The organism is Roseovarius sp. JB2-10 (genome assembly GCF_055693585.1).
On record NZ_CM146337.1, the window covers coordinates 692,893 to 715,963 of the forward strand.

23 protein-coding genes, 1 tRNA gene and 3 pseudogenes are annotated in these 23,071 nt (G+C 56.4%); 11 read left to right on the forward strand and 16 right to left on the reverse strand.

The annotated features are described in order from the left end of the window. Positions 1 to 10 precede the first annotated feature (10 nt). Positions 11 to 322 carry a hypothetical protein gene (locus ACZ1HJ_RS03445; RefSeq protein WP_472720955.1) on the forward strand — a complete coding sequence of 104 codons (312 nt, stop codon included), beginning with the start codon at positions 11 to 13 and terminating at the stop codon, positions 320 to 322. Positions 323 to 415: 93 nt separating this feature from the next. Here the strand turns inward: ACZ1HJ_RS03445 and ACZ1HJ_RS03450 are convergent, their stop codons facing one another. Further along, positions 416 to 1,258, reverse strand: coding sequence for a spondin domain-containing protein (locus tag ACZ1HJ_RS03450; protein ID WP_472720956.1), 843 nt, complete (start codon positions 1,256 to 1,258; stop codon positions 416 to 418). A 211-nt stretch (positions 1,259 to 1,469) separates the two neighbouring features. Here ACZ1HJ_RS03450 and pyrF point away from each other — a divergent pair, with 211 nt between their 5' ends. Both pyrF and ACZ1HJ_RS03460 read left to right on the forward strand, forming a co-directional pair. After that, positions 1,470 to 2,162, forward strand: a complete 693-nt coding sequence (gene pyrF / locus ACZ1HJ_RS03455; protein ID WP_472720957.1) for an orotidine-5'-phosphate decarboxylase — start codon at positions 1,470 to 1,472, stop codon at positions 2,160 to 2,162. A 179-nt stretch (positions 2,163 to 2,341) separates the two neighbouring features. Beyond that, on the forward strand, positions 2,342 to 3,595 hold the full coding sequence (locus ACZ1HJ_RS03460; protein WP_472720958.1) for a DNA polymerase IV: 1,254 nt from the start codon (positions 2,342 to 2,344) through the stop codon (positions 3,593 to 3,595). Between the two features lie 2 nt (positions 3,596 to 3,597). Here ACZ1HJ_RS03460 and ACZ1HJ_RS03465 read toward each other — a convergent pair whose 3' ends face one another. Continuing rightward, positions 3,598 to 4,461, reverse strand: a complete 864-nt coding sequence (locus ACZ1HJ_RS03465) for an N-formylglutamate amidohydrolase (RefSeq protein ID WP_472720959.1) — start codon at positions 4,459 to 4,461, stop codon at positions 3,598 to 3,600. A 147-nt stretch (positions 4,462 to 4,608) separates the two neighbouring features. Here ACZ1HJ_RS03465 and ACZ1HJ_RS03470 point away from each other — a divergent pair. Together ACZ1HJ_RS03470 and ykgO are read left to right on the forward strand one after the other, a co-directional pair. Then, positions 4,609 to 4,683 (forward strand) — tRNA-Val (locus tag ACZ1HJ_RS03470). A gap of 75 nt (positions 4,684 to 4,758) precedes the next feature. Further along, positions 4,759 to 4,884, forward strand: coding sequence for a type B 50S ribosomal protein L36 (gene ykgO / locus ACZ1HJ_RS03475; RefSeq protein WP_005850168.1), 126 nt, complete (start codon positions 4,759 to 4,761; stop codon positions 4,882 to 4,884). Between the two features lie 129 nt (positions 4,885 to 5,013). On the opposite strand, the gene ACZ1HJ_RS03480 is transcribed toward ykgO, so the two are convergent. From ACZ1HJ_RS03480 to ACZ1HJ_RS03505, 6 genes and pseudogenes are all read right to left on the reverse strand, one after another. Beyond that, positions 5,014 to 6,384: an aminotransferase class III-fold pyridoxal phosphate-dependent enzyme gene (locus tag ACZ1HJ_RS03480; protein ID WP_472720960.1), complete on the reverse strand. Its 1,371-nt coding sequence runs from the start codon at positions 6,382 to 6,384 to the stop codon at positions 5,014 to 5,016. Further along, positions 6,381 to 7,148 carry a carbon-nitrogen hydrolase family protein gene (locus ACZ1HJ_RS03485; protein ID WP_472720961.1) on the reverse strand — a complete coding sequence of 256 codons (768 nt, stop codon included), beginning with the start codon at positions 7,146 to 7,148 and terminating at the stop codon, positions 6,381 to 6,383. The genes ACZ1HJ_RS03480 and ACZ1HJ_RS03485 overlap by 4 nt, the downstream gene beginning before the upstream one ends. A gap of 16 nt (positions 7,149 to 7,164) precedes the next feature. Next, entirely contained in the window at positions 7,165 to 8,199 is a 1,035-nt protein-coding gene (locus ACZ1HJ_RS03490) for an extracellular solute-binding protein (protein WP_472720962.1), read from the reverse strand. Positions 8,200 to 8,218: 19 nt separating this feature from the next. Continuing rightward, the gene (locus tag ACZ1HJ_RS03495) at positions 8,219 to 9,028 is read right to left on the reverse strand and encodes an ABC transporter permease (protein WP_472720963.1); all 810 of its coding nucleotides are present in this window, start codon (positions 9,026 to 9,028) and stop codon (positions 8,219 to 8,221) included. Then, positions 9,028 to 9,957 carry an ABC transporter permease gene (locus ACZ1HJ_RS03500; RefSeq protein WP_472720964.1) on the reverse strand — a complete coding sequence of 310 codons (930 nt, stop codon included), beginning with the start codon at positions 9,955 to 9,957 and terminating at the stop codon, positions 9,028 to 9,030. Before ACZ1HJ_RS03500 ends, ACZ1HJ_RS03495 begins: the two co-directional genes overlap by 1 nt. Next, positions 9,957 to 11,059, reverse strand: a pseudogene (locus ACZ1HJ_RS03505) (ABC transporter ATP-binding protein). Before ACZ1HJ_RS03505 ends, ACZ1HJ_RS03500 begins: the two are co-directional and overlap by 1 nt. A gap of 77 nt (positions 11,060 to 11,136) precedes the next feature. Between ACZ1HJ_RS03505 and ACZ1HJ_RS03510 the strand changes: the two are divergent. Further along, entirely contained in the window at positions 11,137 to 11,928 is a 792-nt protein-coding gene (locus ACZ1HJ_RS03510) for a helix-turn-helix transcriptional regulator (protein ID WP_472720965.1), read from the forward strand. Positions 11,929 to 11,949: 21 nt separating this feature from the next. Here the strand turns inward: ACZ1HJ_RS03510 and ACZ1HJ_RS03515 are convergent, their stop codons facing one another. From ACZ1HJ_RS03515 to ACZ1HJ_RS03545, 7 genes are all read right to left on the reverse strand, one after another. Continuing rightward, positions 11,950 to 13,095 (reverse strand): iron-containing alcohol dehydrogenase, encoded by a 1,146-nt coding sequence (locus ACZ1HJ_RS03515; protein ID WP_472720966.1) that lies wholly within the window; start codon positions 13,093 to 13,095, stop codon positions 11,950 to 11,952. A 316-nt stretch (positions 13,096 to 13,411) separates the two neighbouring features. Beyond that, complete coding sequence (locus ACZ1HJ_RS03520; RefSeq protein WP_472720967.1) at positions 13,412 to 14,767, reverse strand: glutamine synthetase family protein; 1,356 nt, start codon at positions 14,765 to 14,767, stop codon at positions 13,412 to 13,414. A gap of 80 nt (positions 14,768 to 14,847) precedes the next feature. Then, the gene (locus ACZ1HJ_RS03525; protein ID WP_472720968.1) at positions 14,848 to 15,885 is read right to left on the reverse strand and encodes a TRAP transporter substrate-binding protein; all 1,038 of its coding nucleotides are present in this window, start codon (positions 15,883 to 15,885) and stop codon (positions 14,848 to 14,850) included. Positions 15,886 to 15,947: 62 nt separating this feature from the next. Beyond that, positions 15,948 to 17,273: a TRAP transporter large permease gene (locus tag ACZ1HJ_RS03530; protein ID WP_472720969.1), complete on the reverse strand. Its 1,326-nt coding sequence runs from the start codon at positions 17,271 to 17,273 to the stop codon at positions 15,948 to 15,950. Continuing rightward, positions 17,273 to 17,869, reverse strand: coding sequence for a TRAP transporter small permease subunit (locus ACZ1HJ_RS03535; protein WP_472720970.1), 597 nt, complete (start codon positions 17,867 to 17,869; stop codon positions 17,273 to 17,275). The genes ACZ1HJ_RS03530 and ACZ1HJ_RS03535 overlap by 1 nt, the downstream gene beginning before the upstream one ends. Next, positions 17,862 to 18,437, reverse strand: coding sequence for an N-formylglutamate amidohydrolase (locus tag ACZ1HJ_RS03540; protein WP_472722142.1), 576 nt, complete (start codon positions 18,435 to 18,437; stop codon positions 17,862 to 17,864). Before ACZ1HJ_RS03540 ends, ACZ1HJ_RS03535 begins: the two co-directional genes overlap by 8 nt. Beyond that, on the reverse strand, positions 18,325 to 18,648 hold the full coding sequence (locus ACZ1HJ_RS03545; protein WP_472720971.1) for an N-formylglutamate amidohydrolase: 324 nt from the start codon (positions 18,646 to 18,648) through the stop codon (positions 18,325 to 18,327). Before ACZ1HJ_RS03545 ends, ACZ1HJ_RS03540 begins: the two co-directional genes overlap by 113 nt. Positions 18,649 to 18,788: 140 nt before the next feature. Between ACZ1HJ_RS03545 and ACZ1HJ_RS03550 the strand changes: the two genes are divergently transcribed. Beyond that, complete coding sequence (locus tag ACZ1HJ_RS03550; protein WP_472720972.1) at positions 18,789 to 19,661, forward strand: MurR/RpiR family transcriptional regulator; 873 nt, start codon at positions 18,789 to 18,791, stop codon at positions 19,659 to 19,661. A gap of 5 nt (positions 19,662 to 19,666) precedes the next feature. Here the strand turns inward: ACZ1HJ_RS03550 and ACZ1HJ_RS03555 are convergent, their stop codons facing one another. Beyond that, positions 19,667 to 20,611 (reverse strand): zinc-ribbon domain-containing protein, encoded by a 945-nt coding sequence (locus ACZ1HJ_RS03555; RefSeq protein WP_472720973.1) that lies wholly within the window; start codon positions 20,609 to 20,611, stop codon positions 19,667 to 19,669. Between the two features lie 220 nt (positions 20,612 to 20,831). Between ACZ1HJ_RS03555 and ACZ1HJ_RS03560 the strand changes: the two are divergent. The 4 genes and pseudogenes from ACZ1HJ_RS03560 to ACZ1HJ_RS03575 all read left to right on the forward strand — a co-directional run. Continuing rightward, positions 20,832 to 21,205 (forward strand): annotated as a pseudogene (locus ACZ1HJ_RS03560) (cell division ATP-binding protein FtsE); the annotation flags it as partial. 24 nt (positions 21,206 to 21,229) lie between these two features. After that, positions 21,230 to 21,451, forward strand: a complete 222-nt coding sequence (locus ACZ1HJ_RS03565; protein ID WP_472722254.1) for a hypothetical protein — start codon at positions 21,230 to 21,232, stop codon at positions 21,449 to 21,451. Then, a complete protein-coding gene (locus tag ACZ1HJ_RS03570; protein WP_472720974.1) occupies positions 21,448 to 22,353 on the forward strand; it encodes a cell division protein FtsX in 906 nt (301 codons plus the stop codon). Before ACZ1HJ_RS03565 ends, ACZ1HJ_RS03570 begins: the two co-directional genes overlap by 4 nt. Continuing rightward, positions 22,350 to 23,066, forward strand: a pseudogene (locus ACZ1HJ_RS03575) (lysophospholipid acyltransferase family protein); the annotation flags it as partial. The gene ACZ1HJ_RS03570 and the pseudogene ACZ1HJ_RS03575, both read left to right, overlap by 4 nt. Positions 23,067 to 23,071 lie beyond the last annotated feature (5 nt).

The window sequence follows — 23,071 nt, forward strand, 5'->3', positions numbered from 1 at the left end:
GAAGTTGCTTATGCGTACCGATAAACTTCAACTTTCGGACATCCGCTATAATCCGGAACGCAGTGGTTTTGAGGCCATTGTTCGGATTCACGACAAAGGCGAAACATACGAGTATCCAACCCACATTTTAGCGCCGCTGCAGGCTGAATTTGGCCTGATCGCGCGCGGTCTCGTCGAAAAAGCACACCGGGCGCATAAGACGTCGGCCCCAGCTTTACGGATGCGGATGGCAAACACACCTGTTCAAACGGTGCATCGCCCTGCGCCGCAGGTTCGTGAAACACCGTTGATGATGCGGATGCTGCGCGCACTGGCCGCCTGACCCACGGATCCTTCCACGAAAAAACGGCCCGCCTAAACGGGCCGTTTCTTATATCAGCCATGTGATCAGGACGCCGTCCCTCACACCGTGCGTTTAGGCAGATTGCCGTTTCTTGCGACCCAAACGAAGTCCGCCAAGAGATGCCAGACCGCCAAGGATCAAAAGTCCCGACGCCGGGAGCGGCACCGCAGCCTGAACTTCGCGAATTGAAATGGTCGCGATCGAGAAACCGCTGCGATCATTTGTGAAGTCAATCAGGTCACCATCCAAAATACCCAGAGGCGTCTCAGCGCCTGCAAACGCGGCAAAGGATTCCGCCGCGTGAACCACGCCGTTTTCATCCACACCGTCATCCGCATTCTGTCCCGCGACAAATGCCGGACCGCCAAACAGGTCATTGATCTCCGTGCCAGCGTCCCAAAGGTATTCGGCCGTTACGTCGATGATACGATCACCGCGGAAATTGCCGTCACTGTCGAAAAGTTCAAAGGCCATAGGATCGTCATTGCCTAAAAACGTATCGTTCGAGGGCACCAGCATCGACAGAAACGTGAAAAAGCGGTTCACGGATCCGTCCACAGTTACGGTTGCCATACCGGATTCGCCCGGATCGATAGTGGGCGGACCGCTCTGTGGCGCAGCGATATTGACGGCCACGGAGTCCGGTGAGATTGGAAGTCTTTCGCTTGGCAAAAGCCCGCTATTGCCGGTTTCCGCGATCAATCTGATCCCATCGGTGGCCTCGGCACCCTCGCTAAAAGCATCGAATGCGCCATCGTGAAATGCCGAATAAACCGGCGTGATCGCAAAGCCGCCTTCCAAGGCGGTATTGGTGATCGTGATTTCCAGCGTCGTCGCCTGAGCCGCTGTCGCAAGCATACCCGCGGCGACCGCAGAGCTCAGTACCCTTCGCCCTCTTGTTAGTGTATTGAACATACAAAGTTCCTCCTGAGAAATGCCGCCGAACCGTTCCGCGACAGGCGTCAACATGCCGGTGTTTCAAGGCGCGCGGAAAACACATCTGATGAAGTTTTTGTGCGGCGATGTCATTTTGATGTGAACGTCCCTAGGCATGTCCTGGCGGCAAGGCTTGACGTGGGCCACCCGCACCGCGAAAAGGGCAAAACCCCGATAAAAGGCTACTGCCATGTCTGATGACCGATTGATCGTTGCCCTTGATGTTCCAAATGCGCTCGACGGGCTGCAACTGGCACAAACTCTGGGCGACACCGTATCGTTTTACAAAATCGGATTGGGCATGCTGACCGGTGGCGGGTTGGCGCTGGCAAACGAACTCAAACAGGATCACGGAAAACGTATTTTTCTGGACATGAAACTGTTTGATATCGGAGCGACGGTTGAAAATGCCGTACGGGGATTGGCGCAATTTGATCTTGATTTCCTGACCGTGCACGGCGATCCGCATGTCGTGCGGGCCGCCAAGGAAGGCGCTGCGGGTAAAGACCTCAAAATTCTTGCCGTGACGATCCTGACCTCGCTGGACCGTGACGATCTGGATGCGGGTCTGATCCGGTCCGGGGACATTCCCGAGATCGTCGCCGAACGCGCATCGCGCGCCTTTGATGCGGGCGCCGACGGTGTGATCGCCTCACCGCAAGAGGCCAAAATGATACGTGCCCTGCCAAACGCAACCGGCAAACAGATCGTGACGCCCGGTGTGCGCCCGGCCGGATCGGCGCTCGGGGATCAAAAACGCGTGGCCACACCCGCACAAGCCATTGCCGACGGGGCCGATCACATCGTGGTTGGCCGTCCGGTCTGGGCGGCTCCTGATCCGGCAGAGGCCGCGCGCAAGATCCAGTCCGAACTCGCCCCCTGACAAAACGCATTTGGCCAAACACTTCCATCCGCCACACGTGGCCCGAGGAGGAAGCCGGAGGCCTGACGACGAGACATACTGCGCGCCATGGGCGCTCATTCTTATTCGATTGAAACACCCTGTCCCCGCGCTCGCGGATTGATTACACTCTCACCACCAACCTCTTTTCCGGTGGCCAAATGCCTGCCCTTTGCCGCGATTGCCTGACACAGTTTGACACCGGTCCGCGCTGCCCATCCTGCCGCAGCCCCCGGATCAAAACCCATGACGAACTCTTCGCCTTGAGCATCGCCCATATGGATTGTGATGCCTTCTACGCAAGCGTCGAAAAGCGCGATAACCCCAGCCTGATTGACAAGCCTTTGATCATCGGTGGCGGACGTCGCGGTGTGGTCTCAACCGCATGCTACATCGCCCGCATCCGGGGCGTGCGATCCGCCATGCCGATGTTTCAGGCGCTCAAGCTCTGCCCTGACGCGATCGTCCTAAAGCCCAGAATGGATGTCTATGCGGAAACCTCCCGCGCCATCAGGCAGATGATGGAAGAACTGACGCCATCAATCGAACCGCTTTCTCTGGACGAGGCTTTTATAGACCTGACAGGCACCGAACGGCTGCATGGCGTCCCGCCTGCCGTCATGCTCGCCGGCCTGGTACGGCGTATGAAAACGGAATTGGGGCTTACCGGTTCCATCGGCCTGTCGCACAACAAGTTTCTGGCCAAAGTGGCCTCCGATCTTGATAAGCCCCATGGCTTTTCGGTGATCGGCAAGGCCGAAACGGCAAGATTTTTGCGCGACAAGCCTGTCAGTTTGATCTGGGGCGTTGGTCAATCCACTCGCAGTTCACTCGACAAGGTCGGTATCCGCACCTTTGCTGACCTCCTGCGATGGGAGCGCGAAGATCTTACGGCCCGTTTCGGTGCCATGGGAGAGCGGCTCTGGCATCTGGCCCGCGGGCAGGACAAACGCCGGATTTCCGCACATGCCCCGGTCAAATCGATCTCCAGCGAAACCACTTTCTTTGAAGATACCGCCAACAGCGATGTCCTAGATGGGCATATCTGGCGACTGTCGGAAAAAGTATCCGACCGGGCCAAGGCAAAACAAATTGCCGGACGTGTCGTCACGCTCAAACTCAAACGCGCCAACCACGCGCTGGTGACCAAGCGCCTGTCTCTGCGCGACCCCACGCAATTGGCAGACATGATTTACAGAACCGCCCGCGATCTTTTTGATCAGGTCGATGCCACGTCTGCCTACAGGCTGATCGGCGTAGGTATCTCTGACCTGATCCCGGAAGAAGGGGCCGACCGGTCAGGCGACCTTTTGGACCCGCAGGCGAGTAAACGCAGTGAGGCTGAAAAGGCCACAGACCGCATTCGCCAGAAATTTGGCCCTGATGCAATCCTCAAGGGTCGTTCGCTTCGCTAGGGTTATTCCGCTGCCAAAGATTTTTCGACCGGTCGTCCGATATCTGCGATTTCCGCAATCACACCACGCAAAAGGGTGCGGAAATTCTGGAAATTACTATTGGGCCGGATCATCTGTTCGTTCATGTAAAGCGCGCGATCAATTTCGACCTGCACTGCATGTCGGCCCCGCATCGGGCGGCCATAATGCTGGGTGATGTAAGCCCCGGCAAAGGGCGTGTTACGCGTCACCACCAGGCCAGCTGCGGTAAATGCCGCTTCGATCCGGTCCACAATCGCCTCATCCGCCGCCGCACCAAATCGATCGCCCAGCACAACTTCGGGTCGCCGGACACCGGTTCTTGCAACAGCATCCATCGCCTCATGTGGCATGGAATGACAATCCACCAGGATCGCCTGACCAAACATCGCATGGGCTTGGTCCAATTGGGTCTGCAACGCGGCATGGTAGGGCCGCCAATATGTATCGATGCGGCGCTCCGCCTCGGCCATAGTTATTTTGCCAGAATAAATCGCCTTGCCGTTGGCCACGACACGCGGCACCACGCCCAATCCGGACGCCACCCTTGGGTTATGTCCAAGACGCTGTGCCCCATCTATGAGGGCCGGGTCCAGTTCCTCGGCACTTCGGTTCAGATCAACAAAGGCGCGGGGTGCTCCGGCTTTCAAGAAAGGTGCGCCAAATTGTGGTGCGCAATCAAAGAGTTGATCCACAAACGCGTCTTCCGAACTGCGCACGGTATGTTCGTTCAGGTTGGTTCGGCGGATAAAACTCCAAGGATAGTCGCGCCCACTATGCGGCGAGGCGAAAACAACACTTGTCGTGCGTCGCTCTGCATGGTTCAGGTGATAGGCAACCTTGGGCATCAACTCTCCTGTTGCGATTTATCATAGCCTGAATTTGGCAATCTAAAAGCCCTTGATCCCTCACACGACTCCTTTTATAGACCTGTTCACTCCGGCGCGGATTTCCGCGCCCCTATTTTTTGGGGGCATCTGAAGCGCAGGACTTACGGGCGATTAGCTCAGCGGTAGAGCACTTCGTTGACATCGAAGGGGTCACAAGTTCGATCCTTGTATCGCCCACCATATTCACTGCGTCGCTTCGGCGAGGCACCCGCAACCCCAGGCGCTGGCCCGCGCCGCGACAAAAAGGAGAGGACCATGAAGGTTCGTAACTCGCTTCGCTCGCTGAAGAACCGGCATCGTGATTGCCGCGTCGTGCGCCGCAAAGGCCGCGTCTACGTGATCAACAAAACACAGCGCCGGTTCAAAGCCCGCCAAGGCTGAACCCGCACCCACATCTTTGTGGACGGAAAAAACCCCGCCGTTTGTGGCGGGGTTTTCTTTTTGGCGAAAACTGTTGTGTCAGGACGCGCCGACAACCGGTGCGATCGATCGCAACCGAAAGCCGTCTTTTCAGACATGCAAAGCGTTCGCCACTGTCTGGATGCTTTCGCGCAAGGTATTCTCAATTTCGCCAATCATCACTTCATCCATGATCAGCGTAGGCGACAGGATCAGGATGTTACCAAGCGCCCGGGCAATCAACCCACGCTCCTGCGCGGCCTGAGCAACCTTTGATCCGATCATCGCATCAGCGTCGAACTCTTCACGAGTGTCTTTGTTTTTGACAAACTCGATCCCCATCATGAAATGCGAACCGCGCACTTCACCAACCATATCCATGTCTTCCAATCCCCGCAGGGCGTTCTCGAAAATCTTGCCCGTGGTTTGCACCTGCTGAGGCAGACCGTCGCGTTCAAGAATACCGATATTGGCAAGACCCGCCGCCGCCGCCGCCGGATGCCCCGAATAGGTCATCCCATGCAGGAACATGGCATCTGGTCCGGAAATCACGTCGTGAATTTCGCTTGATATGATGGTGGCCGAGAGCGGCTGATAGCCGGATGTCAGACCTTTGGCCGTCGTGATGATATCGGGTACATAGTCATAAGCATCTTCGGACGCGAACATATGCCCCAACCGGCCCCATGCGGTAACAACCTCGTCGGCCACATAGGCAATATCATGTTCGGCTGTGATTTCCCGCATCCGCTTGTGATACCCTTCGGGTGCCGTGATCACGCCACCAGCACCCTGGATCGGCTCGGCAAAAAACGCACAAATATTGCCTGCGCCAATGCGGTGGATAGCGTCCAGCATATCCTGCTCCAACACCTGCAAGAATTCCGCATCCGTCATCTCGGGTGCTTCACGATATTTATGCGGTGCCTTCAGGTGATGCACCAACCCCTCAGCAGTGCTCCACCCGTCGGAATAGGCTGGCGTGGTCAGCGCCATCGCCATGTGGGTCGAGCCATGATACGCGCCGACGCGCGACAGAATTTGCCGTTTCTCCGGCTTACCCCTGAGGATGTTGTAGTGGTGCAGGATGCGGACCGCCGTGTCATTGGCCACGGATCCGGAATTGCCGAAATAGACGTGGTTCAACTGGCCCGGCGCCAGAGATGCGACCTTTTCTGCAAGGGCGGCGGCGGCCAGGTGGGTGAAATTGTAGAAGGTCGAATAATAATCCAGCGTTCTGAGTTGTTCGGCAATGGCGTCGATGATCTCTTCACGCCCGTGGCCAACATTCACGCACCAGAGGCCGCCAATACCGTCGATCAGCTTGTTGCCTTCACTGTCCATGACATGCGCACCTTTGGCTGAAACGATGGCCGTGCGTGCCCCGTCCTGCTTCAGCGCATTCAGATTGGCAAATGACTGGATCAGATGTGTGTCGGATGTCAGCACGTCATCCGTGCGGCTGGAAATATCGAGTGTCATTCTGGGATCTCCCTGTAATCGGCCAGCTGCGTTGACAGCAGCGCCGGGTCGACATCATGGGTGATGTCCGTGACGATAAGCGTTTCGGTGCTGTGGGCGGCGCCAAGCACGCTGCCATCGGGGGCAACGATGATGGAATGTCCGCCAAAGCGCAGATCACCTTCATCGCCACAATAATTCGCATAGGCAATTGTCAGTGCCTGCCCAAAGGCCTGCGCGGGAACCGTCTGCCGCGAAACGTTCTCGAAACCCGCCGGATTGGCTGTGGGCACCAAGAGCACGGCAACGCCCTGTTTGCGCAAAGCCCTTACGTGATGCGCAAATTCGACATCATAACAAATCAACAACGCGCAGATATGCCCCTCAAACTCGAACACGGCATGGGCATTGCCAAAGGCAAAACTGGCCTTCTCCATTGGCCCGAACAGTTGAATTTTACGGTAATGCGCCAGCGTCTCACCATCTGGGCCAAAAGCCGTTGCCGCGTTGTACACTGTTTCTCCGTCGCGCTCGGCCCAGCCGATCGTCAGGCCACAGCCTGCATTGCGCGCTAGCGCCGCGAGCCGCACACTCCATTCCCCGCCACGTGGCTGGGATAGCGAGGCGTGCAGCTCGGGCTGATTATAGCCCGGCAGAAAAAGTTCGGGGAAGACGACCATGCGCGCGCCAGCACGGGACGCAGCATCCAACTGCTGCCCAATGCGCGCAAAGCCCTCTTCGACATCACCCTGAATGGGCGGCCCCTGATATAGCCCAAGCTTCATCTGCCGATGCATCCGGTTACTTCTTCAGGTTGGTCCAGATCTGGTCATAGACCTTCTGGGTGTCCTGATCACAGACCTCGACAAAGACTGTCGTGATACCGGCAGGCGGGTTTTGCTCCGGCATGGTTTTCAGCACATCATCGATGTGGTTTTCCACGCCTTTCACACCAGATTTGTAGCGCGCAAAATTGGTCACCGCGCCCATGTTTTCAGGCTCCAGAAGGAAATCCATGAACTTCAGCGCATTGTCACGGTTGGGCGCATCCTTCAAAAGAACGACGTTGTCCATCCACACGATCAATCCCTGATCCGGATAGGCATATTCCACATTCGCGCCTTCTTCACGCGCCTTGGCACCAAACCCGTTCCAAATCATGCCCGCCGCGGCATCGCCTGATACCAGCACATCCTTTGCCGTATCGGAATTGAACGACACCCAGTTTGCTTTGGACCCCTGCAGCAAATCATTGAGAGCCTGCAATTGATCGCGGTCCTGCGTGCATTGCGGAATGCCCAGATGCAGGGACGCCATCAGCATGACCTCACCCTGACTGTCGAGAATATTGATTTTGCCCGCCAACTCCTCCGGGGGATTGAAGATGATGTCCGTGGTGTTGATTTCACCCGCATAGGCATCGCGGTTGACCATGAAAGATGTTGATCCCCACTGATAGGGAATGGAGCTCGCGCGGCCCGGATCAAACGCGGGATCCGCCCATTCATCCGCGATGTTGCCCGCATTGGCCAATTCGCCATCGGCAATCGTGTCCAACATGCCTTCACCGGCCATGATCTTGACCATGTAGTCACCCGGGACAGCCAGATCATAGGTGCCCATTCCACCCGCCTTGAGCGATGCCAGCATCGACTCGTTTGAATCGAACGTGTCCATGACAACTTCGACCCCGGATTCAGCGGTGAACTTATCCAGCAACTCTTGCGGGATGTATTCGAACCAGTGGTACAGAACCACTTTGCCATCGGCTTGCGCTGCCTGCGCCCCGATGCTCAGCGCCAGAGCGGCAACCGTTGTTTTCAGTATATCTTTCATAGTTTCCTCCGTTTGTTGGTTATTTGGTATTGTCCGATTTACTGATGAAATAGGATATCGTGACCATGATGATCGAGACTGCCAGAAGCATGGTCGAGATCGCCATGATGTTGGGCTTGATGCCCTGTTTAACGGCCCCGAAAATGGCCGTGGGCAGGGTTTCGACCCCCGCGCCCTTGACGAAATTCGTGATGATGAAATCGTCAAGCGAGATGATGAAGGCCAGAAGGTAACCCGAAATGATGCCCGGGATCATCAAGGGCAAAAGGATCTTGGTAAAAGCCTGTCGTTTGGTGGCGTAAAGATCCATAGCGGCTTGTTCATAACTGTCTTCGATCCCCTGCATTCGCGCCGCAATGGGCATGTAGGCAAAGGGGATGCAAAAGGCGATATGGGCCAAGAGGATCGTCGTGTATCCGCGCACAAATCCGATCGAATTGAAAAAGATCAGCGTGGCAACCGCCGTGACAATTTCAGGGACCATCAAGGGCAAGGAGATCAACCCGAACGACACTGTGCGCAGCCGGAATTGGCCGCTGCGGATCATTCCGGTGGCGGCAAGCGTTGCGATTGTGGTCGCCACTGTCGCCGCGATCAGCGCGATGGTGAAACTGTTCCATGCCGCGCGTTTGAATTTTTCAGCCTCGACCCCGGTAAAGACATCCGCGTACCAGCGCAGGCTCAACCCTTCCCAATTGGTGATCGAGTTACTGGCATTGAAGGAGTAGACCGTGACCACGATCAATGGCGCGTAGAGCAGGGTCAGACACAGGATGGTCATCGGTAAAAAGCCAGGGTAACGGCGGATATCGTGCTTGCTCCGGGCCATTACGATACGCCCTTCTGTGCCCGGGCCTGTTGGCGCGCCATGATGAGCAGGATGATCAGCACCATCGTCAGCAGGACCATCGCGGACGCGGCACCAAAGGGCCAGTTCCCGGCGTTCCCTTTGAACTGTTCTTCGATCAGCGAGCCGATCATGAAGTTCTTGGCCCCGCCCAGCAAATCAGGCGCCAGAAATGAACCCAGTGATGGCACAAAGACCAGAATACACCCCGCAATTACGCCGGGTTTTACGGCAGGCAGAATAATGCGCCGCAGCGTTGTCCATTTACTGGCATAAAGATCAGCCGCCGCCTCAGAGAGGCTGAAATTATACCGCTCGACCGAGGCATAGATCGGCAGCACCATAAACGGCAGGTATGAGTAAAAAAGACCAAGCTGAACCGCAAAATTTGTGTTCACGATGCGGAGCGGATCGTCGATCAGCCCGGTCGCCATCAGAAAGTCATTGAGCGGGCCTTGGTCGCGTAGCACAAACTTCATGCTGACCGTGCGGATCAACAGATTTACCCAGTAGGGTATCGTGATCAGAAACACCCAAAGTGGCCTGACAGGCGCGGGCCGTGTGGCAATAAAATACGCTGTGGGGAACCCAATGATCAGGCTCAGCAACGTGGCGGCCCCTGCCTGCCAGATCGAACGCCAGAAGATCAGGATATAGGTCCACTCGACGCTGCAGGGTTCATCTCCGAAAAGCCCGCGGTTGCAAAAGAACTGATCATAGGCTGCCGGAGAGAATTCCCAGATGACACCGCCTCGGAATTCCTTGGTTAGGAAGGAGTAGACCAACATCATTGCCACGGGCGCCAGCACCAGGACAGAAAGCACCACCCATGACGGCAATAACAGCCACGTTCGCGCCTCTTTGTATGTGTCCGAACGGGCTGATCCGCCTGATGCCGCGCCTGCTGCCATCAGTCCACCAGGAGCCGCGCGGCCCCCACCTCCATGTTGACGAATACGGCGCTGCCCGGTTCAAAAATTCGGCTGCTGCCCCGCTCTGAATTGGATGTGCGCACCGTCATCTCTGGTCCGTTACTCAGCGCCACGATGGTCTGGATATCCGTGCCAATAAAGATGTTATCGCGCACCGTACCCTTCAGGCTTTCATTGGCGGCTGGCGTATCGGACAGGAACAAACGTTCGGGCCTGACCGAAAGATGCACCTGCGCACCCGCCGTGACACCCTCCACGGCCTCACAGCTGAGTGCATAGCCGCCGCCCAGATCACACGTGGCCCGTGCGCCGTCGATTTTCTCGACCCGGACGTCCAGAAGATTGGTTTCTCCAATGAAATTCGCGACAAAAACGTTATGCGGCGCTTCATAGATATCCCGTGCCGCGCCCAGTTGCTGCAATCTGCCGTCCGACATCACCGCGATCCGGTCAGACATGGTCAACGCCTCTTCCTGATCATGGGTGACAAAAATAAACGTGATACCGGTCTCGCGCTGTAACGCTTTGAGTTCGTATCGCATCGCCTGCCGCAGCTTGAGGTCCAGTGCCGACAACGGTTCGTCCAGCAACAAGACCTTTGGCTGTGGGGCCAGCGCCCGTGCCAGAGCGACGCGTTGTTGTTGCCCCCTGACAATTGCGACGGGCTGCGCTCGGCAAATTGCGACAGCTGAACCAGTTCCAACATCTCGCCTGCGCGCGCCCGCGCATCGGCCTTCGTCCGACCCAGCATTTCCAGGCCAAACGCCACATTGTCCGTCACACTCATATGCGGGAAGAGCGCATAGTTCTGGAACACAGTATTCACGGGTCTTTTGTTCGGTGGCAGCGTTTCGATTTCATCTCCGAAAAGATAAATCTCACCCTCGGTCACATCCTCGAACCCGGCGATCATACGCAACAACGTCGTCTTGCCGCATCCCGACGGCCCGAGCAGCGTAAAGAATTCGTTGTCGGCAATCGTCAGGGAGACATCTTGCAGCGCCGTAAACGACCCATACCGTTTGGTGACGTGATCAATTTCGACCGCAGCAGCGCCGGAATCTGAAACACTATTTTCCATTGCCTATACCCCCTAAAGCGGCAAAATTAGGTTATTAACTTCATATGAGGGGGTATATACCCCCGTGGTGGTATGACATGGCAAACGCTCCAGACGTGCCTAATTTTCTGGCACAGACTATTGATGCCCTTGGCACAAATGACTTTTCCGAGGCACTTCAACGTTGGTTGCAGGCCGAAATGCGTCAGGACAATTGCACTGTCATCGCCTATTTTGATGGCAGACGGCCTCTTTCGATCACGCGCCAGGCGCACATCAGCGCCGTGCATGAGAGGTTTGAAAAAATCTATATTGCCGGTGCGTACCTGCTGGATCCGTTTCACGATCTGCATATCAGCCGGGCCAAAGCTGGTGTTTACCGTTTGTCGGACATCGCGCCCGACCAGTTTCATCGCAATCCCTATTTTTTGGACTACTACTCGGCCACGACGTTGATGGACGAACTCGCCTTTGTCACCTATCCCGCACCCGATATGTCGTTGCATGTTTGCCTTGGGCGCGATGCCAGTTCTGATACGCGGTTCAACACCAAAGAGCTGTCAGCCGCGCGCCAGATTGCGCCGATTGTCCAATCACTGGCAAATCGTCAATGGGCCGGATTGGCCGCACAGGGAGATTACTCCGATACTGCAGTGACCGACCGACTGGTGGCATCGCTGGAGACGTCACATGGCATCCGGCTCAGCCAGCGTCAGGCCGAGGTCGCGTTTTTCATTCTGCGCGGACATTCGTCGGTGTCGATCGGGTTAAAGCTCGGCATCAGCCCGCAAACCGTGAAGGTCTTCCGCAAACAACTCTACCGCAAATGCGCAATCAGTTCTCAAGCTGAACTTTTTCACCTGATGCTACCGCTGTTGAGCGACGGATGAACGGGTTCAATACCAACCGGATCAGATCACGTCCCGATAGATACCCGACAGATTTTCCAGCGTCAGTTCAACAGGGTTGCCGCCGCAGGACGGATCTTCAATCGCCATTGCGGCCAGTTCATCTATCCGGTCATCGCCCACACCCATATCGCGCAGCTTGCGCACGATGCCAAAGCTATCATTGAACTCCTGCACAAATTCACAGAAACCTTTGAAGCCGCCGGAAATGCCCAAGTAAGACGCCGCCAAATCAAAGCGGTCTTTGATCTCATGCGCATTCAACTCCAGCACCGCAGGCATGAAAACCGCATTGGTTGTCCCGTGATGCGTGTTGTAGACCGACCCGATCGGGTGGCTGAGCGCATGGATCGCCCCAAGACCCTTTTGGAACGCTGTTGCCCCCATGGCCGCTGCAGACATCATATTGGCGCGAGCCTCGATATCCGAGCCATCGACGTAGGCTCGGGGCAGATTGTCGATCACCAGCCGCATGCCTTCGAGCGCGATGCCCTGGCTCATCGGATGGTAATGCGGGCTGGAAAACGCCTCGACGCAATGCGCGAACGCATCAAGGCCGGTGCCTGCCGTGATAAATTTCGGCATCCCGACGGTCAATTCAGGATCACAAATCACGACGGATGGCAGCACTTTGGGGTGAAAGATGATTTTCTTCACATGGGTTTCAGAATTGGTAATCACGCTTGCGCGCCCCACCTCTGATCCGGTCCCGGCCGTTGTGGGCACCGCCACGATCGGCGCAATGACATCCGCATTTGCCCGCGTCCACCAATCACCAATATCCTCAAAATCCCAGACCGGGCGGGTTTGGCCAACCATGAAGGCAACCATTTTGCCCAGATCAAGACCAGAGCCACCGCCGAAGGCGATCACACCGTCATGACCACCGGCTTTGTAGGCATCAGTGCCGGCCACCAGATTTTTTTCGTTCGGGTTCGGGTCAACCTCGCTGAACATCGCCCGGCCCAGACCGGCCGCATCCATGATATCAAGCGCGGCTTGTGTGACCGGCAATTCGGCCAAACCTTTATCCGTCACCAAAAGCGGGTTTTTCATCCCCGCCGCCGCACAGGCGTCGGGTAATTCTTTGATCCGGCCAGCGCCAAATTTCATTGTGGTCGGATAAGACCAGTTTCCAGTCAGGCTCATGAGTTCACCCTTTTAGATAGAAGGTTTTTGCAGCAGGACATCTGTTTAGTCCCATCAGATATTGCCCACAGGTCTTCAAATCGAATTCCTGCGCGTCGTCGAAATTGGTCCAGGGGGCGAGGGCGAACACCACGCCTTGGGGAACGCGTTTGATGTATCGTCTAAACGTTTCACCCTCTCCCCCCGGATATCGGCCAGCGCCACATGTGCAATCTGACCCATATTTGTTGCGGCTTCAGAGACACCGCGATTTTCTTCGTCATACCAGCGCGTCCGCTTCTCGGTCCGAATTTGCAGCGCAATTAACATGTGATCCTCACGCTCTCTCGAACCCACGGGCAATCTCGTAATCGGTGACCACGCGGTCAAAATCTTCGATCTCAACCTCGGCGGCGCGCACATAGTGATCCACGACGTCATCTCCCATTGCCGCCCGCAACATCTTGGATCCGCGCAAAGTCGCACATGCATCCCGCAGGGTCTGTGGGATCATGCCGGTATTTCCTTCGTACGCGTCTCCTGAAAACGGCGGATCAAGCTCCAATTCCTCCTCGATCCCGGCAATCCCTGCGGCGATCTGTGCAGCCATTGCCAGATAGGGGTTGAGATCAGAGCCACCCACGCGACATTCAACGCGAACAGATTTCGTGCCATCCCCGCAAAGCCGAAAACCAGCCGTGCGGTTATCCACGGACCAGATCGTGCGGGTTGGCGCAAACGACCCTTTTTGAAATCGTTTGTAGCTATTGATGTAAGGCGCCAGAAAATACGTGAAGTCGGGTGCGTATTTCAGCAGGCCCGCCATGTATTTTTTCATCAACGCAGACATTCCCAGACTGTCATCCGCATCGAAAAAAGCAGGCGTGCCGTCTTTCCAAAGCGATTGATGGACGTGACTGGAGCTGCCCACCTTGTCGTGGTGCCATTTCGGCAAAAAAGTCGCTGCGTGGCCTTGCTGAAAAGCGATCTCCTTGACGGCATTCTTGGCAATCGTGTGAAAATCCGCGGTATCTATCGCGGCGGCGTATTTGATGTTCAATTCCTCCTGGCCTGTTTCAGCCTCGCCTTTGGAGTTTTCAACCGGGATGCCCGCCGCGTAGAGATGGTTGCGGATGGGCCGCATCACATGCTCTTCCTTGGTCGTCTGCAAAATGGCGTAATCTTCGTTGTAGCCGGAAATGGGTTCCAGATCGCGGAACTTGTCCTTGCGAATGGCGTCAAAACTCTTCTCGAACAGAAAAAATTCCAGTTCGGTCGCCATCATGGCGTCGAATCCCATCTGCTCCAGTCGCTGAACCTGTTTTTTCAGCATCGCCCGGGGCGAGTGGGGGACATCCTTGTGTGTATGGTGATCCAGTACATCACAGATCACCATCACCGTGCCCGCCAGCCACGGCACAGGGCGCAACGTCGCCAGATCAGGCTTCATCACATAGTCGCCATAGCCCGACTGCCAGCTTGTCGATGCATAGCCATCCGGCGTCGCCATTTCGAGGTCCGTGGCCAGCAGGTAATTGCAGCAATGTGTTTCTTCCCACGCGCTGTCCACAAAATGCGCGGCGTGAAAACGTTTGCCCATCAGGCGGCCCTGCATGTCCACGATACAGGCCAGAACCGTGTCCACGTCTCCCGACGCGGTTTGTGCTTTCAGATCATCAAAACTCAGGCTCATATCGGCAGTCCGTTCTGTGGCGGTTATTGTGTTGCCCGGCCCCGGACAGCGCCGGGACCAGAGGTTTTTGAAGGGTCACTTTAGCCGTTTGTGTAGGGTGGTCCGGCTTGGTTGATGACCGAGTTGTACTCGCTGAAGATATTGATGATCTTCTGCTGGATTTCGCCTTCTTCCGCGATCTCTTTCCAGAAATCCTTCGCGGCGTCTTCCACTTCGGCCCATTCTTCGGCGGGAACCGTACGGAGTTCCAATTTGTCACCATTGGCCCGCAACGCGGCTTCACCACCCCAATACCACTGGTTGCGATAGGTGTGTCCAGCCTCGGTCGCTGCCATCACCAATTGCTTCAGATGGTCGGGCAAATCCGCCCACCGTTGCTGGTTCACGAACCACGACCCAATCCAGGCACCTGAGATGTTGTTGGTCAGGAAGTAATCCGTCACATCGGCCCAGCCCACGGTGTAGTCCTCGGTGATACCCGACCACGCCATGCCGTCCAGCTCGCCGGTCTGAACCGCCACTTCGGCGTCTTCATACGGGATATTGACCGGCACCACACCGAATTTGGCCATGAACCGGCCAGCCGTCGGGAAGGAATAAAGCTTGAGCCCATCCAGATCGGCAACAGATGTGATTTCCTTCTTGGTGTTGAAGTTGCACGGGTCCTGTCCGGCCGCGGAAATCCACTGCACACCGACTTTTTCGTATTCTGACCGCCAGATATCCGCCAAGCCGTACTGGTTAAAGAGAACCGGCACATCAAGAATATGCTTGGTGGCAAAAGGGAAATATCCGCCAAACTGGCGCAACGGTGTGGGCGAGGCCATGGAGTCATCGTCCGAATGCACCGCATCAATGGTACCGCGCTGGAGCGCCTGGAAGAGTTCGCCCGTCGGGACGATCTGATCGGCATAGAAAAGCTCGATCTCCATCTCACCGTTGGCCGCGTTGTTGACATAGTCGACCATCGGCTTGGTCACATGCTCGCCCAACGCCGATCCAGCATATGTCTGGAAGCGCCATTTGATCGGCGCCTGGGCTTTTACGATTGCAGGTGAGGCCAGCGTGGCCGCAGCGCCCACACCCGCAGTTGTTAAAAACTTTCTTCTCGTCGTCATCACTTTCTCTCCTGTTGTTTGCTCGACAATTGTTGCTCCGTTAACGGAGTTCTCAAAAATTCCTATTTTCCATAAACGTATTCCGGCAGCCAAAGGGCCACTTGCGGGAACATCATGATCACCGCCAGCGCAAAGCTCATCACCAGCACGAAGGGGAGGATTGACCGGTAGATGTCGTGAATTGATATCTCGGGCGGGGCCATCGCCCGCATCAAAAAGAGGTTATAGCCAAAAGGCGGCGTCATATAAGCGATCTGGCAGGTGATCGTGTAGAGCACGCCGTACCACACCAGATCAAACCCAAGCGCGCCGACCAGCGGCACGTAAAGTGGGGCGACGATGACCAGCATGGCCGTGTCATCCAAAAACGTGCCCATCACGATAAAGCTGAGCTGCATCAGGATGAGGATCATCATCGGTGACAGGCCCATTTTTTCGGTGAAAAGACTGTCGATGGCCTTGACCGCACCCAGCCCATCAAACACAGCGCCAAAGGCAAGAGCCGCAAGAATGATCCACATGAACATGCACGAAATTCCCAAGGTGTTGCGCACGCTCGTTTCAAACACCGTCCATGTCATCCGACCCTTCAACACCGCAGCCATAAAGGCCGTCATGGCCCCAATAGCCGAGCTTTCGACCAATGACGTCCAGCCTTTGATGAAGGGGACCATCATGGAAAAGAATATCACCAGCGGCAGCAGGCCAGCCGCCAGAAGGCGCAGTTTTTCAGGCCAGCCGACATTGCGCTCCTCGGGCGGCAGAACCGGACCAAGCGACGGGGTTATTTTGCAGCGGATGGCAATGTAGATCACGAACATCGCCGCCATCATCAGACCCGGGAAAACACCCGCTAGCCATAGCTGTCCCACCGGTTGGCGCGCGATCATCGCATAAAGCACCAGCACCACAGAGGGCGGCACCAAGATACCCAAGGATGAGCCCGCCTGCACCACCCCCGTGACCATGCGTTTGTCGTATCCCCGCTTCAACAACTCCGGCAGCGCAATCGTGGCTCCGATTGCCATACCTGCAACGCTCAATCCGTTCATCGCCGAAATCAGGACCATCAGCCCGATTGTACCAATCGCCAGCCCCCCCGAAAGGCCCCCCATCCAGACGTGGAACATCTTGTAGAGGTCATCAGCAATCCGGCTTTCACTGAGGATGTACCCCATGAAAATGAACATCGGCAGCGTCAAAAGAGGGTACCATTTCATCAGCTTGATGGCGGCTGAGAAACCCAGATCATAACCCCCCTTGTCACCCCACAGCAGGAGCGCCGCGACCACGGCGACAAAACCGATCGCACCAAAAACACGCTGACCGGTGAAGAGCATCACCATCATGGTCGAGAACATCAAAAGCGCGATCATCTCATAGGACATCAGATTTCATGCCCCTTGATCCGCAAAATATCTTTGCACAGCTCGGAGATCGCTTGTAGCAACATCAGGAAAATTCCGACAACCATAATCACTTTGATCGGCCACATATAGGGCCGCCATGCCGACGGGCTGCGCTCCAGATGCCCAATTTCAGCAGCGGCCGCAGCGGGGCCACCTGTCACGAAGGCACCAAATAAACCGCCGAAGAAGCCGAAGGGTTCACCCGAGAAATCACCCAATGAATAGGCCGTCGAGCTGATCCCGCCCCACAGCAGTATGATCAGATAGAAAATCAGGAAAAACACGGTCATTGCATCCACCGAGGCACGACGGCGGTCTGTCCAGGCACCGTAAAACAGATCCATGCGCACGTTCGAGCCCAGTTGGATCGAATAGGGCCCACCCAGCATGTAATAGGCCACCATGCAGAATTGCGCCATTTCCAAGGTCCAGAGCGTCGGCACAAAAAAGGTTTTTGAGACGGATGACCAGAGCAGCACACCGATCATCGCAAAGACGCCGTACATAATGATCCGCCCGATAAAACGGTTCATCGCATCGATCGTGCGGACGTAGGACATCATGGCTCTAGGCACGTTGAACGCCCTCCGACGATAGCTCCGCAAGCGCGGGCTTCAGAAGCAACAAGATTTCATCTGCCATCTTTCTTTCATCAACGGCGGACCCGAGCAGATCGTTGCGCACCTCGAGCATGACATTGGCCAGCCCATGCGCCTGACCATGGATTTGCAGCGAATGCGTGACGCCATCGGCGGGACCGTAGGGCTCATTTCGCTGAACATTTCTGTGCGGCACCATGGCGGCATTGGCCAGCATCGCGTCCGCCAACCTTGTGTCTTCATCATGGAGGATCCCAATTTCGACGGGTCGCTGCTGATCGAAATAAACCGGTGTAAAGCTGTGCACCGTGATCAGGAATAGCATCTGCCCGCGCGCCTTTTTTGCAGAAATCACGCGCGTGACCGCCTCACAAAACGGGCGATAAACTGTCCTTTCCCGTTCTTCGCGCGCCGCTTGAGACAGGTTACGGTTACTCAGGAATCTCGAAGCGCTCGGAAGTTTCAACCATGGCATCCGCGGAGTGAGGGGGGCGATTGCAATCATAAACCAGCCGCGACACACGCGATGCCACAAGCGGCGCATCCAACGCCTCGGACAAGGTTTTTGCTGTTCCAAGCGCGCCCGGGTCCCACGCCGCGTGGCTTGCCAGAACATCATCGTCAAGGCCGAGGTTTTCGTAGCGCGGCGGGATATGATTGGAGGCATGCTCGCACAGGATCACTGCCTGTCCCATGCCCGTTGGGTTCAGGATATCAACAGCATTGAAGTGATCATTGGCGGCACTGCCAGACATTCAAATTTCCCCAGTCCTGTAAATATCTTTTCTCAACAATCATAATGCGTCAATATATTTTCAGAGACTTTTGCGCCCATGGGGTAATATTTACAAAAGCGCTCAAAATATGCGCGACACGTTCATGCCGGGGACCAACATTGACCAATCCAACCACAAGCGTTCGGGATTTAATCAGAGAGCACTACGCGACGCTCACTCAATCCGAGCGTAAGTTCGCAAATTCATTGTTAGAAAACTATCCTGCTGCGGGATTGGCCTCAATCACGATCGTCGCGGAAAACGCAGGCGTTTCAACGCCAACGGTGGCCAGAACGGTGCAGAAGCTTGGGTTCAAAGGGTACCCGCATTTCCACAAATCTCTCCTCAAGGAACTGCAGGCAAAGGTCTCCGGGCCAACGCAGAGACGCGCAAACTGGGCCAGTGACGCCCCAGATTCGCATCTTTTGAACCGATTTTCACAAGCCGTGACACAAAATTTGAGCCAGACGTTTTCCAATGTCGACACCGATAGGTTCGACGCCGCTGTAAGGCAGTTGGCCAATACGGATGGGCGGCTCTATGTGGCCGGGGGGCGCATCACCCGCGCATTGGCCGAATACGCCTTCACCCACTTTCAAGCGATACGCCAGCGGGTTACGCACATGACGTCTTCGTCAGCCACCTGGCCGCATTACGTCTTGGACATGGTCGAAGGTGATACGCTTTTGTTGTTCGATGTGCGCCGATACGAGACCAACCTGCAGAACCTTGCCAAGCAGGCCGCCGATCGTGGCGTCAGCGTCATCCTGATCACCGATCAATGGGCATCACCTGTGGCGGCACAGGCGACGTTTACATTCAATTGCTGGGTGGAAATCCCATCCGCGTGGGATTCGAACATCTCTACCATGATGCTACTGGAAGCGCTGATCGCTGCGACGCAAGAAGAGAAATGGCCGGAAACCCGTGATCGCTACGAACGGCTGGATGCCCTTTTCGATGTCACGCGGGTATTCCGTAAATTCACCTGACGCGGTTAGCCAGACGCGCCTGAGCCAACAATCATGTTGTTCAACCAAAGCCTGCCGGCATTTACCACATCGACATAAGCTGACATCGCGCCGCTCAAGGCGGGAACTTTTTCAGCAATCATTGGCGCCAGCAGATAGAGGATCACCAAGAGCACGACCAGAAGTATGACGCGCCGGAAACCGCGCCCAAACCGGCCTTTTTGCGCCACGGATTCTTCCGAATATGCCGCGCTGGCATCCCCGTTCTCCGCGTCCGAGCGCGCACTCTCAGAATCCAGCGATGAATTGATTTCGTCAATATCCGGCAACAAATTACGGCGCGAAATCAGTTCTGGATCAGGCTCCGGTCCATCGTCTTCCACAACACCTTCTGGCATGCCACGCATGCGAGCCATGCGGGATTTCGCCTGTAGAGAACGCTCATCTTCACCCGATGCCTGATCGTCCAAGCCCAAGTCCGGCTGCGTTTCCAATCCGCCACCAGCTTCGGCATCGCGGGCATCCTGCTCACGTTTTGCCTCTTCGCGCAAAACATCTGCAATCGAGGAATCCAGTTCCTGACGCGGGGGTAAATCATCTTCTTCAGGCGCGAAATCCGTGTCGCCATCCTCGTCAGATGCGTCATCGTCTGCGCTGCTGTCTTCCTCAGATGCATCTTCTTTATGATGCTCTTGTTCGGGCTCAGGTTCGGGATCGGCCTCAGAATCCGGCTCACGCGCCTCGGCTTCGTCTTCTTCAGGTGCAAAATCCTGTTCGGGTTCTTCTTCCGGGCTGTCCCAACCTGGATGCGGCGCTTCAGCTGCGTCCTCTTCCTCCGCCGGGGCGTGATCGGGATGATGCTGGAACCACGTGTCACCGCAATTCGAGCATTGCACGTCGCGGCCCGATTCCGGGATCACTTCATCCGGGACTTCGTACTGGGCCCCGCAATTCGGGCATGTCAGCCTCATTGTGCCACCTGCTGCCTGTCGCCGTTCTAGCGCAAATCTGTTTGGCGGCCACCTTATGCCGGAAAATCACGCCCGAAAAGGACAAAGAAAATAGCCTCGGTAATGATTGCACAAGTGTGTCCTCTGAGGCATTTAGGGCATAGTCGAGGACGAGGGGGCAGCCGTGATCGAGCTGGAAAATGTAGCGTATAGCTATGGTGGCGGGGAATTGCTGAGCGACGTGTCGCTTAAACTGCAGGCAGGCTCGTTCCATTTCCTGACAGGCCCCTCTGGCGCAGGCAAGACAACGCTGCTCAAGCTTTGCTATGGCGCGCTTCTGCCCACGTCCGGCCAGGTCCGGTTGTTCGATACGGACGTTCGCGCCCTTGAACGCGATGATATTGCGATGACGCGACGGCGCATCGGTGTTGTGCATCAGGATTGCCGCTTTCTCGACCACCTGTCTGTTTCGGAAAACATTGCGCTGCCCCTGATGGTTTCGGGACGTGACGTGCTGAGCGAAGCTGCAAATTTGAAAGAGCTGACCAGCTGGGTTGGCCTGAACGACCGCATCAATGCCCTGCCCCCGAGCTATCAGGCGGCGAACGCCAACGCGCCGCTCTGGCGCGAGCGGTGATCATGTCGCCTGATGTCATTCTGGCGGATGAACCCACCGGCAACGTTGATTGGGAGATGTCGCAACGCTTGCTCAAACTGCTCCTCGAACTCAATCGCATGGGCAAGACAATCATGATCGCGACCCATGACCTGACACTGGTGCGGGCAGTGAAATCACAGGTTCAGGCCCGCGTTTTGCGGATTTCCAACCGAAGGCTGCAGCTTGCGGGAGCGGATTTATGAATGTGAACATCCGCAAGGTCATCGAATTGCTGGCCGGTGACGCGCAGGCCGACAAGGTTGTACCACCCACCGGGTACACCGCCACGTTGACCCTCTTTACCGCGGCAGCAATGGCATTTCTGGCGATCTTCGCCCTGGCTTTGTCACTGGCAACCGGGCGGCTGGCCGACCGATGGGGGGACGAACTGGCGCGCAGCTCGACCTTACGCATTTCGGCACCAGCCGAGCAGATGGCAGCCCAGACCGAGGCCGCGCTTTCGGTCCTGACAACTACCAGCGGTGTGGCCAGCGCCCGCGCGTTGGACACAGATGAACAACGCGCGTTGCTGGAGCCCTGGTTCGGGCCGGATTTACCGGTAGAAACGCTACCCATCCCGCAGCTGATCGAAATCATCGAAGAAAATGACGGGTTTGATGCCGATGGCCTGCGTCTGCGCCTTGCTGCCGAAGTGCCGGGTGCCGTGCTGGACGATCACACACGATGGCGCCGTCCTTTGGTTCGCGCCGCCAGCCGGCTGCGCCTGTTGGGTTGGGTTTCACTGCTTCTGATCGGCGCCGCAACCGCCGCCATGATCACGCTTGCCGCCAATGCCGCTCTTGCCGCCAACACCCAGGTCATCACCGTCTTGCGTCTTGTGGGCGCGCGGGACGCCTACATCGCCCGGGCCTTCGTGCGCCGCTTTACTTTGCGCGCTTTGATTGGGGCCGCTGTTGGCGTGGTTCTGGGGGCGATTGCCATCTTCTTCCTGCCCTCTGCCGATACGGGCGGTGGCTTTCTGACCGGCCTCGGATTTCAAGGAGCGCATTGGCTGTGGCCACTGGTCATCCCGCCATTGGCTGCTATCGTGGCGTTTATTGCCACCCGCGCGGCCGCGCACAGAACGTTGAAGGACCTTACATGAGCTACGCCATCCAGTGGATACGCTCATTGATCTTCACGATCTGCGCCTACATCATGATGGGCGTACTTGGCATCGTGTTCTTCCCCTGGGCTCTTTTTGACCGCCGCGGCGCGTTGGCCGGGTGTCACAGCTGGTGCGTCTGGATCAGATGGTCCGCCCGTTGGATGATCGGTCTGAAAACCGAAATTCGCGGCACGCCACCCACGGATGAAGTGGTCGTCGCGGCCAAACACCAATCGTTTCTGGACATTATTTTGATCTTCGGTGCGATCCCATCGGGCAAGTTCATCATGAAACGCATCTTGATGTATGCACCCGTAATTGGCCAATACGGACTGCGCATCGGCTGCGTGCCGGTTAATCGGGGCCAACGCGGCAAAGCGATCAAGAAGATGCTTGCAGATGTCGCCAAAGGCCGCCAGCACCCGGGACAATTGATCATCTACCCCCAGGGCACCCGTATCGCACCAGGTGTGAAAGCCCCTTATAAGGTCGGCACGGGTATTCTCTATGAACAGCTTGGACAGGATTGCGTGCCTGTGGCCGCCAATGTCGGCCTCTATTGGCCCAAGCGGGGCATCTATCGCAAACCTGGCACGGCGGTTGTTGAGTTTTTGCCCCGGATCAAAGCGGGTATGAACAAAGAAGATTTCATGGCAAAGCTCGAACACGATATCGAGACTGCCTCGAACCGGTTGATGCGCGAAGCGGGTTTGAT